General features: G+C 64.8%; 17 protein-coding genes and 2 tRNA genes. 8 read left to right on the top strand and 11 right to left on the bottom strand.

Annotation, left to right across the window (positions count from 1 at the left end):
- Positions 1-48 precede the first annotated feature (48 nt).
- The 4 genes from TVH25_RS10250 to TVH25_RS10235 form a co-directional block, all read right to left on the bottom strand.
- A complete protein-coding gene (locus TVH25_RS10250) occupies positions 49-225 on the bottom strand; it encodes a hypothetical protein (protein WP_422424045.1) in 177 nt (58 codons plus the stop codon).
- Positions 226-329: 104 nt separating this feature from the next.
- Positions 330-695, bottom strand: coding sequence for a hypothetical protein (locus tag TVH25_RS10245; RefSeq protein ID WP_422424044.1), 366 nt, complete (start codon positions 693-695; stop codon positions 330-332).
- Positions 696-757: 62 nt separating this feature from the next.
- Positions 758-1,957 carry an IS30 family transposase gene (locus TVH25_RS10240; RefSeq protein WP_422424043.1) on the bottom strand — a complete coding sequence of 400 codons (1,200 nt, stop codon included), beginning with the start codon at positions 1,955-1,957 and terminating at the stop codon, positions 758-760.
- A 62-nt stretch (positions 1,958-2,019) separates the two neighbouring features.
- On the bottom strand, positions 2,020-2,304 hold the full coding sequence (locus tag TVH25_RS10235; RefSeq protein WP_422424042.1) for a hypothetical protein: 285 nt from the start codon (positions 2,302-2,304) through the stop codon (positions 2,020-2,022).
- 388 nt (positions 2,305-2,692) lie between these two features.
- Here TVH25_RS10235 and TVH25_RS10230 point away from each other — a divergent pair, with 388 nt between their 5' ends.
- Together TVH25_RS10230 and TVH25_RS10225 are read left to right on the top strand one after the other, a co-directional pair.
- A complete protein-coding gene (locus TVH25_RS10230; protein ID WP_422424041.1) occupies positions 2,693-3,349 on the top strand; it encodes an AzlC family ABC transporter permease in 657 nt (218 codons plus the stop codon).
- A complete protein-coding gene (locus tag TVH25_RS10225) occupies positions 3,342-3,668 on the top strand; it encodes an AzlD domain-containing protein (RefSeq protein WP_422424040.1) in 327 nt (108 codons plus the stop codon). Before TVH25_RS10230 ends, TVH25_RS10225 begins: the two co-directional genes overlap by 8 nt.
- 290 nt (positions 3,669-3,958) lie before the next feature.
- Here TVH25_RS10225 and TVH25_RS10220 read toward each other — a convergent pair whose 3' ends face one another.
- Positions 3,959-4,372: a flavodoxin domain-containing protein gene (locus tag TVH25_RS10220; RefSeq protein WP_422424039.1), complete on the bottom strand. Its 414-nt coding sequence runs from the start codon at positions 4,370-4,372 to the stop codon at positions 3,959-3,961.
- A gap of 190 nt (positions 4,373-4,562) precedes the next feature.
- Between TVH25_RS10220 and TVH25_RS10215 the strand changes: the two genes are divergently transcribed.
- Positions 4,563-5,534: an alpha/beta hydrolase gene (locus TVH25_RS10215; protein WP_378528622.1), complete on the top strand. Its 972-nt coding sequence runs from the start codon at positions 4,563-4,565 to the stop codon at positions 5,532-5,534.
- A gap of 9 nt (positions 5,535-5,543) precedes the next feature.
- Here TVH25_RS10215 and TVH25_RS10210 read toward each other — a convergent pair whose 3' ends face one another.
- Both TVH25_RS10210 and hisC read right to left on the bottom strand, forming a co-directional pair.
- Positions 5,544-7,217, bottom strand: a complete 1,674-nt coding sequence (locus tag TVH25_RS10210; protein WP_378528623.1) for a bifunctional metallophosphatase/5'-nucleotidase — start codon at positions 7,215-7,217, stop codon at positions 5,544-5,546.
- A gap of 110 nt (positions 7,218-7,327) precedes the next feature.
- On the bottom strand, positions 7,328-8,407 hold the full coding sequence (gene hisC / locus TVH25_RS10205; protein WP_296551684.1) for a histidinol-phosphate transaminase: 1,080 nt from the start codon (positions 8,405-8,407) through the stop codon (positions 7,328-7,330).
- Positions 8,408-8,568: 161 nt separating this feature from the next.
- On the opposite strand from hisC, the gene TVH25_RS10200 reads away from it, so the two are divergent.
- From TVH25_RS10200 to TVH25_RS10190, 3 genes are all read left to right on the top strand, one after another.
- Entirely contained in the window at positions 8,569-9,180 is a 612-nt protein-coding gene (locus TVH25_RS10200; RefSeq protein WP_422424037.1) for a dienelactone hydrolase family protein, read from the top strand.
- A gap of 74 nt (positions 9,181-9,254) precedes the next feature.
- Positions 9,255-9,346, top strand: a tRNA-Ser gene (locus TVH25_RS10195).
- 36 nt (positions 9,347-9,382) lie between these two features.
- Positions 9,383-9,455: transfer RNA gene (locus tag TVH25_RS10190), tRNA-Arg, on the top strand.
- 57 nt (positions 9,456-9,512) lie between these two features.
- Here TVH25_RS10190 and TVH25_RS10185 read toward each other — a convergent pair.
- Positions 9,513-10,406 carry a TIGR03619 family F420-dependent LLM class oxidoreductase gene (locus tag TVH25_RS10185; protein WP_169620745.1) on the bottom strand — a complete coding sequence of 298 codons (894 nt, stop codon included), beginning with the start codon at positions 10,404-10,406 and terminating at the stop codon, positions 9,513-9,515.
- 354 nt (positions 10,407-10,760) lie between these two features.
- On the opposite strand from TVH25_RS10185, the gene TVH25_RS10180 reads away from it, so the two are divergent.
- Both TVH25_RS10180 and TVH25_RS10175 read left to right on the top strand, forming a co-directional pair.
- A complete protein-coding gene (locus TVH25_RS10180; RefSeq protein ID WP_422424036.1) occupies positions 10,761-11,993 on the top strand; it encodes an acyl-CoA dehydrogenase family protein in 1,233 nt (410 codons plus the stop codon).
- A complete protein-coding gene (locus TVH25_RS10175) occupies positions 11,993-13,141 on the top strand; it encodes an acyl-CoA dehydrogenase family protein (RefSeq protein WP_422424035.1) in 1,149 nt (382 codons plus the stop codon). The genes TVH25_RS10180 and TVH25_RS10175 overlap by 1 nt, the downstream gene beginning before the upstream one ends.
- A gap of 24 nt (positions 13,142-13,165) precedes the next feature.
- Here TVH25_RS10175 and TVH25_RS10170 read toward each other — a convergent pair whose 3' ends face one another.
- From TVH25_RS10170 to TVH25_RS10160, 3 genes are read right to left on the bottom strand one after another with little or no spacing between them, the layout of a single operon-like run.
- Positions 13,166-13,300 carry a hypothetical protein gene (locus tag TVH25_RS10170; protein ID WP_277350459.1) on the bottom strand — a complete coding sequence of 45 codons (135 nt, stop codon included), beginning with the start codon at positions 13,298-13,300 and terminating at the stop codon, positions 13,166-13,168.
- A gap of 48 nt (positions 13,301-13,348) precedes the next feature.
- The gene (locus TVH25_RS10165; protein ID WP_422424034.1) at positions 13,349-13,840 is read right to left on the bottom strand and encodes a very short patch repair endonuclease; all 492 of its coding nucleotides are present in this window, start codon (positions 13,838-13,840) and stop codon (positions 13,349-13,351) included.
- Positions 13,841-13,849: 9 nt separating this feature from the next.
- The gene (locus TVH25_RS10160; RefSeq protein ID WP_169621050.1) at positions 13,850-14,995 is read right to left on the bottom strand and encodes a DNA cytosine methyltransferase; all 1,146 of its coding nucleotides are present in this window, start codon (positions 14,993-14,995) and stop codon (positions 13,850-13,852) included.
- Positions 14,996-15,392 lie beyond the last annotated feature (397 nt).

Below are 15,392 nucleotides of genomic sequence, written 5' to 3'. Positions count from 1 at the left end.
GCGCTGGCGGGCATGATCGCGATGCCGCGTTCGGCGTCGGCGGCACTGTCAGGGGAGGACGCCGAGGTAGTCGAGAACCACACCGAGCCAGAAGTCGAGGATCTCGTCCTGGCCGCGCAGTCCGTGGCCGCCGGCGCGAGCGGACGCCTCACCAGGCAATGTTCCGGATCCGTGTGGGTCGCTGACAGGAGTTCCGTTCAGGGAACGGTGGATTCTCGCGGTCATCGCAACACCAGACATTCGAAGCTTCGATGGACATCAGATAGCTTAGGCGTCCGCGAGCTGCTTCATCGAAACCACGATGACAGTGACCTCTTACGCCTCGCTCGTCAACGCCCGCGGCGTACGCGCAACCAGATCCACAGCGAGAATACGGCGACGATAAGGCCAGCGATCGCGACAAATGACGGGCCCCATTCCACGACGAGGTCATCGACATGAACGCCCGGGGTGAACGTCATCTCGCAACGAGACGCGACAATACCTACCCACGTCTTACTGAAGCTCGCTGCTGTTGCCACCCAAAGACCAGACTCTGCTGCACCTGGTGTCACCTGATCCATGCAGACCTTGATCGGCGCGTTGATGAAGAACGCAGCCCCATATACCACCACGCCGACGGCGATTCCGATCAGCGCGAACACGCGGTAGGCCGCCGAATCATGCGTGCGTCGTTGAATCCTGTCGAATACCAATGGATCCCTTTCGACGTCGGGTGCGCTACGGCTGCGCCCAGCCTATCCCCGGGGGATTGTGCCTACACGGTGACAGGCAGAAGGTCGGGCTGTCCGCCATCGGGCTGTTGCAGCAACAAGCGCTCCATCTCCTCGGCAGGTGTGTGGAATCCCAGCTGCTTACGCGGGCGTTCATTGAGTTGCTGTGAGACCCATTCCAGATCCGTTTTCGAGTATTCCCCCAGGTCCGAGCCTTTGGCGAAATACTGACGGAGTTCGCCGTTCGTGTTTTCGTTGGTCCCACGCTGCCAGGGTGCGTGCGGATCGCAGAAGTAGATGTCGATCCCGGTAGCAGCACTGACCTCTTTCCAGTCCCGCATCTCAGAACCCTGGTCCCACGTCAATGTTCGCCGCAGGATGGTAGGAAGAGTCTCGAGCTGGTCGGTCAACGCACGGGCAGTGTGTTCGGGTTTGTATCCGTCGGGCAGGTGAACGAGCTCGACCATGCCGGTGGCCCGTTCGACGAGGGTGCCGATTGCGCTCAGATTTCGTTTGCCGACAATGAGGTCACCTTCCCAATGCCCTGGTACAGCACGGTCTTTCACATCTTTTGGACGATTTGCGATGTTGATCATGTCGGGAATTCGGTTCTTGCGTTGGCCGGCTTTCCGGCATGGTCGGCGCAGCTTTCGACCGGTCCGCAGGGATCGGGTGAGTGTGTGTTCGAGGCCGCCACGTGAGGGCTGATAGAGCGATTGGTAGATGGTTTCGGCACTCACTCGCATCTGTGGATCATCGGGGTATTCGAGTCGTAGTCGGCCTGCGATCTGCTCGGGAGAATGACGCTTGTTCAGGGATTCTTCGACCTTCTGGCGCAGCGACAAATTGGTGGCGAGTTTGGATGTCTTGGGCCGGGAGGCCCGATGGTAGGCCGCTGCGTGTGCAGATCGCGCTCGATACCTCCCGCACGATTCACTGTTGCGTGCGACCTCACGCGAAATCGTCGAGGGGCTCCGATTCAGGGCTTTAGCAATGTGACGCAGGGTGTGACCTGCAGCGATACCTATAGCGATCTCTTCGCGCTCCGCGAATGTCAAGCACCGACCCTTGAGGTTACGACCTCGGCGGGGACGGACTCCGCCGCAACTGGCGAGCCATCTGGTGCCCTGCTTCGTGAACGTGCCGGCCGCTGCCGTGGCGTCCGTGATGAACTCGCCTGCGGCCATCCCCGCCCAGAACGTTTGAAAGATCTCAGGAACCATCCGGTGAGAATAGGCAACCATGCGCAACCCTTCTGATCAGTGGTGTTGCGATCACCGCGTGAACCCACGGAACGTCGAATCGGCTAGTAGCCGAACGTCATCCAAACGCGGTGCACGGTCGCAGTCTCGATCTCGTCAGCGAAGGCGATTGCAAAAATCGTCGATACCGATTGCCGAGTGGGCGCTCTCATCGGACACTGAGGCGGATCGACACGTCCGGTACTTTCCGCGACGGGAAACACGATTATGAGGGCCGAAATCAGGATGACACCGGTGCCGTTGTCGCGGTAGTAGGCGGCGGCCTTTTCGGTGAGTTGGCGCATCAGATCAACAGCGCCGCCGATTTTGTAACCGCGGAAGGCGAACATCTTGGTGTGAGCGGATGGCTACAGGAAGTTCAGCCGATGGTCGACCAGTTCGCCGAGGTGACCGGAGACCGGGAATGGATTCATGCTGATTCCGTCGAAGCCGCTAACGATCCGTCCGGTGCCCCATTGCCCACGGGTTCCTACTCTTGGCGCTGGTGCCGACGATGCAAATTGCTCACTACCGAGAGTTGAACCTCACCATGGCTGTCAGCGATAAAGCGTCCCTCGGACCGCAGGACCGCGTATGCCCTCGCGCGATGCGGACTCTTATGGTTCGCTGCGAGCGCAGCAACCGCACGGTCGCGGATATCGGATGGCGCCCCCGAAAGGAGTCTGAGTGCCAGAGTCGATCGCCGATTCTCGGCGTCGCCTGCTGTACGAAGCAGCGGTGGTCGCCAGCGCCGTCTTTGTCGTCGGCGTGGCGTACGGCGCGATGTCGGTGAACGCCGGCCTGCCGACCTGGTTTGCTCCCGTGGTCGGATTTTTCGTTCTCGCTGCTTCCTCGGAAATGTTGTTCGTAGGCCTGCTCGCCGGCGGCGCGAATTCATGGATCGCTGCTGCCGCAGCCCTGGCCGTGAATTCTCGTCACCTGCCCTACGGCCTCGCCGCGACCGATGTACTCGGCACCGGCTGGAAGCGGTACGCGCGAATTCATCTAGTGAATGACGAAACCGTAGCGTTCGCCGCCGCCCAGCAGACCCCTGCCGCGCGTCGCCTTGCTTACACTTGGTCCGGGCTCGGTATTCTGATCACTTGGCCCGTAGGCGCCCTGCTCGGATCCGTCATCGGCCGCATGTTCGACGTCGCAATCATCGGTCTCGATGCCATGTTCCCCGCTGTGATACTTGCCTTGATCATGTCGGGGATACGCGATCCTCGTACTCGCTACGGCTGTCTTGCAGCCGCGGTGATCGCGGTCGGTGCCGCCCTCGTCCTTCCCGAAGGCATCGCCCCGGTGCTGGCTGTTCTAGCCCTCCCTCTGATGCGCCCCCGACCCATCGATCCCGCCGTCGACGCGGAGCGAGCCGAGGCCGAGGATGCGTGATCTGTGGGTAATCTGCGCTGCAGCTGCTTTTCTCGCCGCGGGAACGTATGTCCTGCGCTGGGTGGGGCCCGCGCTGCCTGCCAGCTTGACCGAATCACCACGTGCCAAACAACTCATCGATGATTCGGCGATCCTTCTGCTGACAGGTGTCATGGCGACGACCGCACTGTTGCAAGACCAAGGGTTTGCCGGCTGGGCTCGGGTGCTTGGGGTAGGGGCTGCCGGGGTGCTGGCCTGGTTTCGGGCTCCGATGCTGGTGGTGATCATTGCCGCCGCTGTGGTGACTGCGTTGGCGCGCGCGACGTTCGGTCTTGTGTAACCGCTGTCGGCGGGCTCCATTCGGCATCGTCGTGGACACGTCCATCGCGATCAGTGAGGTGGTCGCGCCTGAGCGTCGACTTTCCCCGGTCTATCGCAACGCATCGAGCCGTGTCCGAGGTGGCCTGCTGCGCGGGGGCGTACTGCACCTTCTCCGGCGGCCTCTCCACCTTGACGACCGGCGTATCGGGCCTCGGGGCGAAGGTGACACCGAGCGTGCGGGCCACCAGATCGGCACCCGGGTGTTGTCCTTCTCCGACCCGGCGAAGGACTTGTCGTCCCGGGGACGTGTCAGCTGTTTCCTTCGAGTTCTTCCGCGATGAGCGACGTCCACGTCATGACTTCGTCGGTGTCGGAAGTCGGAAAATACTTGTGGTCGCGCGCGGCGAGAGCCGCCAGGAGTTCGGGCACTTCCACCTCGCCGCGGATGGCGCTGTTCTCCTCCACGGGCGCGGAGAACAACCACACCTGCTGCTGAATCAAGGCGTCCGCGTAACGGCGGCACAGATCTCCGGTGGCAGCGGGCCATTTCCCGCTCTCGGCTTCGCTGCCGATGATGATCGCCTCGAACTCCGCCACGCGGTCGAGATCGCTGCTCCCGCCCAACGTGACCTCGATATCGCGTGTACCGAGCGACTCGGCGATCACTTGCGCGACCTGGTGAGTCACTCCTCGGTTGCTCCCGGCTACGACGAGTACGGTCATGTTCCAGGGGTTTCCCCGCACGCGATCCGGGGAAACATGGATGCACCAGCCGGCGCCGCCGGCGCTGCGCGCTGCCCGGGACCGGTCACGATCTCGGTGAAGGGGACTAGGGCCGCTACCAGTGAGCTTGACCGCGCATGCGCGGCCGAGTTGGGATCAGGATCCATGTCGTCGGGGGACGGGGAGCTCGATGCTGAAAAGGTTCATCACCGCGCTCGGTGTGGTCGCGATGTCGATAGTAGGAATTCCGTCGCTCTCGCACGCCCAGCCGGCGCCTGTCGCGGCGATCGAGCGCACGGCGACGGTCATCACCGAACAGCGGACGGACGTCGAAGTGTTCTCGCCCGCGATGCAGCGCGTGGTCCGCGTGCAGGTGCTCCATCCCGCCGGGGACGGCCCTCGACCGACGTTGTACCTGCTCGACGGCGTCAGCGCGGGCGAGGAGTCCGAGTTCAGGGAGAGCACGTGGACTCAGCGCACCGACATCGAGGAGTTCGTCGCCGACAAGAACGTCAACGTCGTGCTCCCGATCGGCGGCACGGCGAGTTACTACACGGATTGGCGGAATCCCGACCCGGTGCTCGGCGTCAACAAGTGGGAGACGTTTCTGACGCAGGAACTGCCGCAGCTCATCGATGCACGGTTCCACGGCAACGGGGTCAACGCGGTCGCCGGATTGTCGATGGGGGCGACCGGGGCGATGAGCCTGATCACGCGACACCCCGATCTGTATCGAGGCGTTGCGGCGCTGAGCGGATGTTTCGATACCTCGCGTGAGTCGTCCCGCGACTCGGTGCGCGGAACCGTCGCCTACAAGGGCGGGAACCCGGACAACATGTGGGGCCCTCCCGGTGACCCCGTCTGGGAGGAACACGATTCGTACCTGCTCGCCGAGCGGTTGCGTGGCAAGGAAATCTTCCTCAGTACGGGCAACGGTCTCGTAGGCCCCTACGACTTCGGTTCGGGTGAGGAAGTGTTGACCGGCGGTACGCCGCTCGAAGTCGGCACGTTGGCGTGCACGGTGACCTTCGACCGTCGCCTGCGGCAGCTCGATATTCCGGCGCAGGTCGTATACCGGCCGTGGGGTACCCACTCGTGGGCATACTGGCAGGACGACATCAAGACCGCGTGGCCGACGCTGAAAGCCGCTCTCCAACTGTAGGTTCGCGGCTCAGTGCATGTGGATGCGGTCTGTTGTGGGCGGGACGACGGGATCGTGGGCCGCGAAATAGGCGTTGAGAGCGTCGAGTTCCTCTCCGGCGCCGGTTCGGTGCCGGGCGTGGGTGAAGACGTCGAAGCCGTCACCACCTTCCGCGAGGAAGTCGTTGACCACCACGCGGTAGTGCTGTTCGGGATCGACCGGCTCCCCGTCGATCGTGAGGTCCCGGATTCGATCGCCCGGAGGAGCGATCCGGTCGAGCGTGTATCGAAAGTTGTGTGACGGCGCGAGAATCCATTCGAGGGCGTTGCCGTTCGCCGTCTTCTGGAATTGTTGCTCGAGAAGTTCGTCGAGTTGGGAGCCGGAGAGTTCGAGCACTTGGAGGCGATTGCCGAAAGGCTGTGCTGCATACGTTTGCCCGTACGTGACGACTCCGTTTTCTCCGCAGATGAGGTCGTTGCGAAGGCCGCCTGGATTCGTCAGTGCCACTTGCGCTCCCACTGATCGGGCTGCTGCGAGCTGGGCATCGGCAACGAGGTTGCCGAGGGCGGATTCGCCGCTGGGACCCGCTTCTCGGGTGATGTCCGCCGAGGCGGAACCCACGCGGCGACCGGCGACCGCGTCGGACATTTCGCTTGCGCGTTCGACGAACTGCTGGGTCTGTGGGTCGGGTTCGATGTCGTGGGTGATGACCTGGGTGAAAGCCAGCGTGTGATCCCGCAGTACGTCGCGGGTTTCGCGGTCGATCATGAGGTCTGCGACGGAGATGATGCGCCCGTGCGAGGCGCCCTGCACGACGGTCCGTGGCCGGCCGAGCGGATCGGGATATGTGCAGTTGAAGTGCTTGTCACCATCCGAGGTGACGATCAGATCGACTTTCGGGGACACAGCGGTGGCGACGACGTTCGCCGGCCCGTCGACGGGATTGCAGGGGTCGTTCTGCCCACCGGCGCCGATATCGCCCTTGTAGAGCAGCACGACGGCGCGGACCCCCAGCGAATCGAGTAGGTCGGCAGTTCGGTCCACCGCTTCGATCTCGTCGCCGAATCGAAGGCCCGCGATGGAGTCGGACCGGATGAAGTCCGGCGTGTTGCTGGGAAGCACGCCGATGGTGCCGACCGGGATTCCGTCGACATAGCTGATGCTGAACGGCAGCGCGGCAGGCGTCCCGTCGTCGGTCGTGAGATTCGCGGCGAGCAAGGGGAAGCGGGCACCCTCGAACGTCTCGCCGTAACGGCACCCGTCGTCGGGGTGACAGCCTCCGTCACGCAGACGGGTCAGCTCAGCGTATCCCTGGTCGAGTTCGTGATTGCCCAGTGCGGCGGCCGTGACGTCGAGATCGTTCAGCAACTCGATGGTGGGCTCGTCGTGGAACATCGCCGATTCGAGCGGGGACGACCCCCACGTGTCGCCTACGGCGTACAGCATCGAATGGTCTGCTTGTGCCCGTAGCTGACGCACGTAGGCCGCGAGATGCGCCACCCCACCTGCGGCGACGGAGGTTCCGTCGGACCTGACGACCTCACTGCGCGGTCCCTGCGGCGGCAGAAGGTTGCCGTGGAGATCGCCGAAGGCGATCAGGCGCACCGGCACCACGTTCGGGGGTTCCGCAGCAGCGGGTGCGACACCGGTACCTGCACACACGACTGCCGCGAGTGCGCAGGCGGACAGGGCACGGCGTGCCATGCCTCCAACCATGCAGCGCCTCCGAGTCGGGTCCGTATCAACCGCCCGAGTGTGTCAGCGCAGGGTCACGTCACCGATACCTAGGGATAACGGTTGGGTCTCGTCACAGGTCAGGCGAGCCCTGCGAGTGCCCGCCCCGGTCCTGTCGCGAAGGCGAGGAACCGATCGTTCTCGTGCGGGTCGCCGATCGTCACGCGCGTGCCGTCACCGGTGAAGTTCCGCAGGATCACGCCTGCCTCTGCCGCCGCCTCGGCGAAGGCCGCAGACCGGTCGCCGAGAGGCAGCCAGAGGAAGTTCGCACCGCTCTCGGGCACGTCGTAGCCGGCGTCGAGCAGCGCATCGCGCACGCGGTGACGCTCGGCGACGACATGTTCGGTGCGCGCGAGCAGTTCGTCGGCGGCCTCGAGCGACGCGATGGCAGCCTTCTGCGCGATCGTGTTGACCGAGAACGGGGTGTGCACCTTGCTCATGGCCGCGGTGAGTTCGGGGCCGGCGACCGCGTACCCGACCCGAAGGCCCGCAAGTCCGTACGCCTTGGAGAACGTCCGCAGTACAACCACGTTGTGGCGGTTCTTCGCCAGGTCGAGACCGTCTGCGAAGTCGTCGTCCGAGGCGGGCCGCACATACTCGAAGTACGCCTCGTCGAGTGCGACGACGACGTCGGACGGGACTTCGTCGAGGAACTGCTCGAGTTCCTTCTTCCCGAGGAGCGAGCCGGTCGGATTGTTGGGATTGCAGATGAAGATCAGGCGGGTCCGGTCGGTGATGGCCGCGAGCATCGCTTTCAGCTCGTGGCCGTGCTCCGGGGTGTTCGCCACGGGGACCGCGGTTGCGGCTGCGACGGCCACGACCACCGGGTACGCCTCGAACGATCGCCACGGGAAGATCACCTCGTCGCCGGGCTCGCAGGTGACCTGCACGAGCTCCTGGCACAGGCTCACCGATCCGCAGCCGACCGCGATGTTCTCGACGGGGACCTGCAGCCGCTCCGACAGCGCGGCGAGCAACGCCGTGGCGCCGTTGTCCGGATACCGGTTCACGTCGGCGGCGGCTTCGAGAATGGCCTCGCGCACGGAGGGCAACGGGCCGGCGGTCGTCTCGTTGCTGGCGAGCTTCACAGCGCCGGGAAACGTGCGTCCGGGAACGTAGGCCGGGATCGAGGCGAGGTCGGGTCGGGTCCGAGGGGTCACCAGCCGATTATGCTCCCGACGATTCCGTGCGGGTACTCGGTGGGCGTGTCATCGTGGACACCATGCCGGAAACCAGCAATGATGCTGCGCCGCGGATCGGTGGTACCGGGGATGTACCGCTGACGGTGGTTCGTCCGGATTCGAGGCCGCGCGGGAGCATCGTGGTCTTGCACCGCTCCCACGGACTCTCGCCTGCCCTCCGCGACTTCATCGAGACGCTCGCCGACGATCGGTGGCTCGTCGTCGCGCCCGAGCCCACACAGGATGCTCGTAGTGCGGAGAACGCCGAGCAGTTCGGGGACGAGTTCTACGCGAACGTGGACGCGACCTTCCGGTGGATCGCCGGGCAAGGGATCGGCCCCGACATGATCGGGGTGCTCGGGTTCGACGATGCGGGCACGGCCGCGCTCTATGTTGCCGCGGAGCGGGTCGTCGGTGCCGTCGTGAGCGTGGCCTCGCCCGGCATCGTGCAGACCGCGCAGGGCGGTACGCGGTCGCTCGTCGACATCGTCGGGTCGCTCCGGGCGCCGTGGCTCGGACTGTACGGCGACGACGACCCGAAGACTCCACCGTCGGAGGTCGCCGCCTTGCGTGAGGCTGCGGGCCGGTCGGATGCGCCGGCGCTTGTGGTCAGTTACGAAGGGCTCGCCCACCGGCCGGATGAGCCGCCGGTCGTGCACGACTCCCTCGATCCCGAGACCGATCGCGCGGAAGCGGCGATCGTCGACGCGCGGCGCCGCATCTACGATTGGTTCGACACTCACCTGCGTTGACCAGCCGTTTTGCGTTTCGGTGCGGTGCATGTGTAATCTTTCGTCCCGGCGGTTCGAGAGCTTCGAATCCCCGAGGAGGCGTGCCAGAGCGGCCGAATGGGACTCACTGCTAATGAGTTGTCCCCCTTACCGGGGACCGGAGGTTCAAATCCTCTCGCCTCCGCCAGTTGGTGTACCGTCACTGACGACAATTGAATAACTTGCGCCCGTAGCTCAACGGATAGAGCATCTGACTACGGATCAGAAGGTTAGGGGTTCGAATCCCTTCGGGCGCACGCACAAGAACACCCCGCCGGCATTGTCGGCGGGGTGTTCTCGCACTGCGGGTCGTGTCACACCAGCTTCGCGATGATCTCCTCCGCGAATCGCTCGATGGGCTCGCGGTAGCGCTCCGCGGTCCCGAGAAGGTGATCGTGGTCGCCGGAGTGGGTTGCTTCCCAGTTGGCCCACGGCGAGCACATCACGCCCGTGATCCCGATCTTCTCGGCCCGCTTGTACAGCTCGGTGGACGGCTGGTCGCGCAGACCGAGGATGATGTCGAACGGTTCGTTCTCACGTCCGAATTCGCGCCGGTAACCGTTGATCCGCTCGATCCACTTCTCGGCGTCGTCGATGGTGTACGCCGTGCCGACCCAGCCGTCGCAGTAGCGGGCGGCTCGCTTGAGTGCGGCAGTGGATTCTCCACCGCACAGGATCGGTACGGGTGCAGGCGGGTGCGGCTCGATCGTCATCTCGGGGATGTCGTAGTACTCGCCCTTGAAGGACACCCATCCGCCCTTCCACAGTGCGCGCAGCGCTTCGATCATCTCGTTGAGGCGCGGGCCACGGTTGTCGAAGTCCTGGCCCAGCAACTCGAATTCCTCGCGCATCCAACCGGCAGAGAGGCCGATGGACACGCGGCCGTGTGAGATAGCCGCTGCGGTGCCCACCTGTTTCACGACCTCGAGAAGTGGGCGCGACGGCGCGATGTAGACGTTGTTGCCGAAGTGCAGGTTCTGGGTGACGGCTGCCATGGCTCCGATGAGGACCCACGCGTCGGGCCAGTCCGTCTCCGGGTGCCAGAACATCTTTCCGCTCTCGTGCCCGGGGTAGACGGTCTTCATCTCTTTCGGATAGATCAGGTGGTCCGAGACGAGCACGCCGTGGAACCCTGCCTGGTCGAGCATGGTCGCCACCGCCGGCATTTCGGTCGTCTTCATGAATGCGGTCCCGGTCCAGAACTTCAACGGACTACCTCCGTGCGCCGGCACTCTGCAAGAGTCATGATCATCCAATCGGAGAGTGCAGTTATTCCATTGTCAGAAGACTGTTCTACCGGATGTTGTGACCGCAGTCACCACTGGTCACGTGCGGTGCGGCGCCGACAGGCCTGCGAGTGAATCCGGCATCTCACCCCTGGCGGACTGCCCGCCCGGAGCTGGTCGGGTTCGGGGGGGAGCAAAACGACGCCGGTACCGGCCCAAAGGATGTATTGACGAGGCCGTGCGAACGACAGTAGATTCCGGGACGGTGCCTAGAAGTTAACGACGATTCGCACGATCAGCCAGCGGCTGGCGGTCGCGCTCTGCGGGGGAGAAGACATGGAACTTGCGTGGTCCGACGCCGACGCCGCCTTCCGAGACGAGGTCCGTGCCTTTCTCGACGAGAAGCTCACCCCCGACCTGAGACGTGCCGGCAGGCTGGCCACCAGCGTGTACTCCGACCACGAGGCGAGCATGGAGTGGCAGCGCATCCTCCACGAGCGGGGATGGGCGGCGCCGGCCTGGCCGGTGGAGTACGGAGGATGCGACTGGACGCAGACGCAGCACTACATCTTCGGTCGCGAATCGATCCTCGCCGGTGCCCCGTCGTTGTCGCCGATGGGTATCCGGATGGTTGCGCATGCGATCGTCGCGTACGGCACGCAGGCACAGAAGGACTACTTCCTGCCCGGAATCCTCACCGGTGACGTCTTCTTCTGCCAGGGCTACTCGGAACCCGAAGCCGGTTCCGACCTCGCCTCCCTGAGCATGGCGGCTGTGCACGACGGTGACGATCTCGTCGTGACCGGAAGCAAGATCTGGACCACCCACGCGACGGAGGCGAACTGGATGTTCGCGCTCGTGCGGACCACCAGAACCGAACGGAAGCAGCAGGGCATCACCTTCCTGCTCATCGATATGACCTCGCCGGGCATCGAGATCCGACCCCTGGTGATGACCTCCGGCGAAGAGGTCCAGAACCAGGTGTTCTTCGACGGCGTGCGTGTCCCCAAGAAGAACGTCCTGGGCGAGATCGACCACGGCTGGTCCGTCGCGAAGTACTTGCTGGTGTTCGAGCGAGGCGGAGCAGCTGCTGCGCCCGCACTCCAGGTCCTCGCAGAGCGCATCGCGGTCGCGGCAGCCGGGCAACCCGGCCCCGGCGGTCGCGCGCTCGTCAACGATCCCGCGTTCGCCGCCAGACTCGCGGACGCCCGTATCCGTACCGACGTACTGGAGATCCTCGAATACCGCACCCTCGCAGCGCTGTCCGCAGGTAAGGACCCGGGCCCGGCGTCATCCATGCTCAAAGTGCTCGGCACCGAGCTCAGCCAGACGCTGACGCAATTGGCTCTCGAGGCTGCCGGCCCACGGGGGCGCGTGTACCAACCGCACGTCACTGCGCCCGGTGGCCCGATCGCCGACTACGAACCGCCCGCCGACGGTTACGTCAGTGGCGAAGACTGGCAAGCGGTAGCGCCCCTGCGCTATTTCAACGACCGCGCCGGCTCGATCTATGCCGGTAGCAACGAGATTCAGCGAAATATCCTCGCCAAAGCAGCATTGGGGCTCTGATGGACTTCGGTTTGAGCAAAGAGCAAGAACTTCTCCGCGATTCGGTCACCGGGTTTCTCGCACACCGGTACGACCTGGCCCGGAGTCGCACGGCAGCGACCACCGGCGCGGGGTGGCAACCCGACGTGTGGCGCGCGCTGTCCGAAGAACTCGGCATCCTCGGCGCCACTCTTCCGGAAGACGTCGGAGGAATGAACGGCGGCCCGGTGGAATTGATGGTCGTGGCCGAAGCTCTGGGGCACGCCCTCGTCGTCGAGCCTTATGTCGACACCGTTGTGCTCGGGGGCGGGATGCTCCACCGCGCCGGCGGGCCCCGGGCACACGCAGTACTCGAAGCGATCGCCTCGGGGGAGGCGGTCACCGCCTTCGCGGCAACGGAACCGACGAGTGGCTACGACTTCCACGACCTGACGACCACCGCGCGCCGGGACGGCGGCGAGTGGGTGATCGACGGTGCCAAGATCGTCGTCACCAGCGCTCCGCTGGCAACACATCTCCTCGTGACCGCCCGCACAGCAGGTGACCGCCGCGACACCGCAGGGTTGTCGCTCTTCCTCGTCGAGTTCGATCCTGCGAACCCTCCGGCCGGAGTGGAGACGCACTCGTATCGAACCATCGACGATCGCCGCGCCTCGGATCTCACCTTCTCCGGTTTGCGCGTCCCCGCGGACGCTCTGCTCGGTGACGAGGGCGGCGCGTGGCGGTCGGTGTCCCTGGGGATCGACGAAGCCACCACCGCGGTGGCGGCAGAAGCGGTCGGCGTCATGCGGAAGGTGCTCGCCGACACCGTCGAGTACACGAAACAACGCCGGCAGTTCGGTCACCCGATCGGCAGCTTCCAGGCATTGCAACACCGCATGGTCGACATGTACATGGAACTCGAGCAAGCGATATCGGCCGTGTACCTGGCCGTCATGCACCTCGAGGCGGACGATCTCGTCCGCGCGCGGTCCGTCTCGGCCACGAAGGCGACTATCAGCCGTGCCGCGCGCTTCATCGGGCAGAACGCCGTCCAGCTGCACGGGGGAATGGGCATGACCGAGGAACTCGCGGTCGGGCACTACTTCAAGCGGTTGACGGCGATCGAGTACGAGTTCGGTACCGCGGACCACCACATCGCGCGGTATGCGGAACTCACCAAGGCCTGACCCGGACGGTGTCGGCGCACGAGTTCAGAACAGGAGCCACCACGTCGTCGCAGCGAGCGCAGCGAAGGCGATGACCAGAACGAAGTCCGACTTGCCGGTCATCGAATCGTTGAACAGTGGCCGGGTGCCTCGCTGGATCCGTCGTTTCTGCTCGGCCATGACTCCAGTGAAACGCGGTCGTGCCCGCGCGCGCATCCGAATTACTGCTCAATCTGTATCGGAGTCGTCCAGAGGAGAACGGGCAGGTGATTCCGGTGGGGGTCCGGGCGGGGGTGTGAGCGCCTCCGCGACTCGCGTGGCGGCCGTCGTCGGGTCCTCGTGCTCCCACACCCGGATCACCGTCCACCCCGCAGCGGCCAGGCGAGAATCCGTGTCGCGGTCACGCTTGACGTTGCCTGCGAGTTTGTCGGCCCACCACTCGGCGTTGTTCTTCGGATCGGTCGCGTGCAGTGGGCACCGATGCCAGAAGCAGCCGTCGACGTACACCGCGACACGTCGGCGAGGAAACACCAGGTCGGCTCGGCGTCGCACGCCGGGCAATGGCGCCCGGTCCACATAGAAGCGCAGACCGCGGCGATGCAGTTCGCGTCGCAACGCCACTTCCGGAGCGGTGTCCCGACGGCGTTGCCGGCTCATCCGTGCGCTGGTACGCGCGTCCGTCTGCGGTCGTGCGGGCCGGAGTTCGTCGGACGGAGGCATCGCGACCTCCTACGCGGCGGCCTGCGGGAAGCCGCCCATGCGGTCGAGGTGGTTCTCCACGTCGTCGAGAAATCCTGGGAGAAAGCGGAGGCTGCCCGACCGTGCCCGCCGGAGGAAGCCGGCGGTCGCGCGAGCGGACAGCAGACGCGAATCGTCGAGGAATCCGCCGAGGTCCTCGTAGGGGTCGTGGACGGGCCACTGCGATTCGTGCACGCGGAATGCTTTGCGGTGAGAACCCCATGCCGCGGTGGGCCACGGATCGCCGGGTTCGAGGGGAGTTTCGTGATCGGCGGTGTAGTCGATCTGATTGTTCACGCGATGTCCCACCCAGGTCGCCATCCGGACACTGACGGCGTTGCCCACGAGGCGCCAGCGGTGCCCGGTCCGGACACCTACCGCCTGCGTGGCAGGTGCGGTCCAGTCGGGGTCGAATCCTTGGAGTCGTTCGGCATCGGTCAGCCCGGGGGTCACGATCTCGCCGGACGGCAATCGCACGGCCGGTGGACTCGCGATACCGAGAGTCGAACCGCCCTTGAGCGTGGGCACGGCGTTGACCGCCCAGCCCAAACCGCGCACACCTTCCGTCCAGTAGAAGCCGCACGGGAACAGGTCGGGGTTCCCGTCGACCGGCATGCCGGCATCCTGCCCGAACAGGACGGCGCGCGGATCGTCGGTGCGGGAGGCCACCATGAGCACACGCTGCCGACGCTGGGGGAGCCCGAAGGCGCGAGCGTCCACCACCCGGTAAGCCCACGTGTAACCGAGGTCTTCGAGCGCATCCGTGATGTGGCGCATCGCAGCACCGCGGCTGAGTTGCAGCATGAACGGAACATTCTCGATGACGAGCCAGCGCGGCCCGTTCTTGCGCCGGACGAGACGGAACACCTCGTCCACGAGGCTCGACTTCGTTCCGGTGATGCCGGCGGTACGGCCGGCCTGGGACAGGTCCTGGCAGGGAAAGCCCGCCGCAACCAGTTCGGTCCCCTGCGGCAAGGAACGCAGTTGGGTGACATCCGGATGGAGGGGAACGTCAGGGAAGCGGGCACGCAGCACCGCTTGTGCACCGGGGTCGACCTCACACAGGAGTTCGGTATTCCACCCGTTCTCCCCGAGCCCAAGCTCGAGGCCGCCGATTCCGGCGAACAGCCCCACCATGTTCCCCGACGACGTCACGGCACCCTTCCTCGCTCAACTCAAGCGAGAACGTTACTCGAGTAGTAGGGGCATCCGTGACCCGACGCAGGATCACGCCCCGGAGCTCGGCATCTTGCTGCTGTCTCCCGGAATCCGGGGGAGGTGCTGTACCTGTGTCCCTATAGATGGACACCTTCTCTACAAATCGCCCTCTCTATACGGGCCCGCGGTGGGCCACCCGCATACCGACAGGCGGGTTCTTCCCTGCAAATCGGCGTTGACCTGGCGATTTGGTGTTTGTGGGGGTGCTCGCGTAACTTAATCCAAGTCAGAGCGACACGGACACCGACCCGGACCTACAGGGACTGGGAAAACGAGGTTGGACGAGAGCGCCTGAATATCTGGTTCGAAATCTTCT

Source organism: Rhodococcus sp. 7Tela_A2 (genome assembly GCF_049311045.1).
Lineage (GTDB): Bacteria > Actinomycetota > Actinomycetes > Mycobacteriales > Mycobacteriaceae > Rhodococcus.
This window is presented reverse-complemented; position numbering and strand designations above follow the sequence as displayed.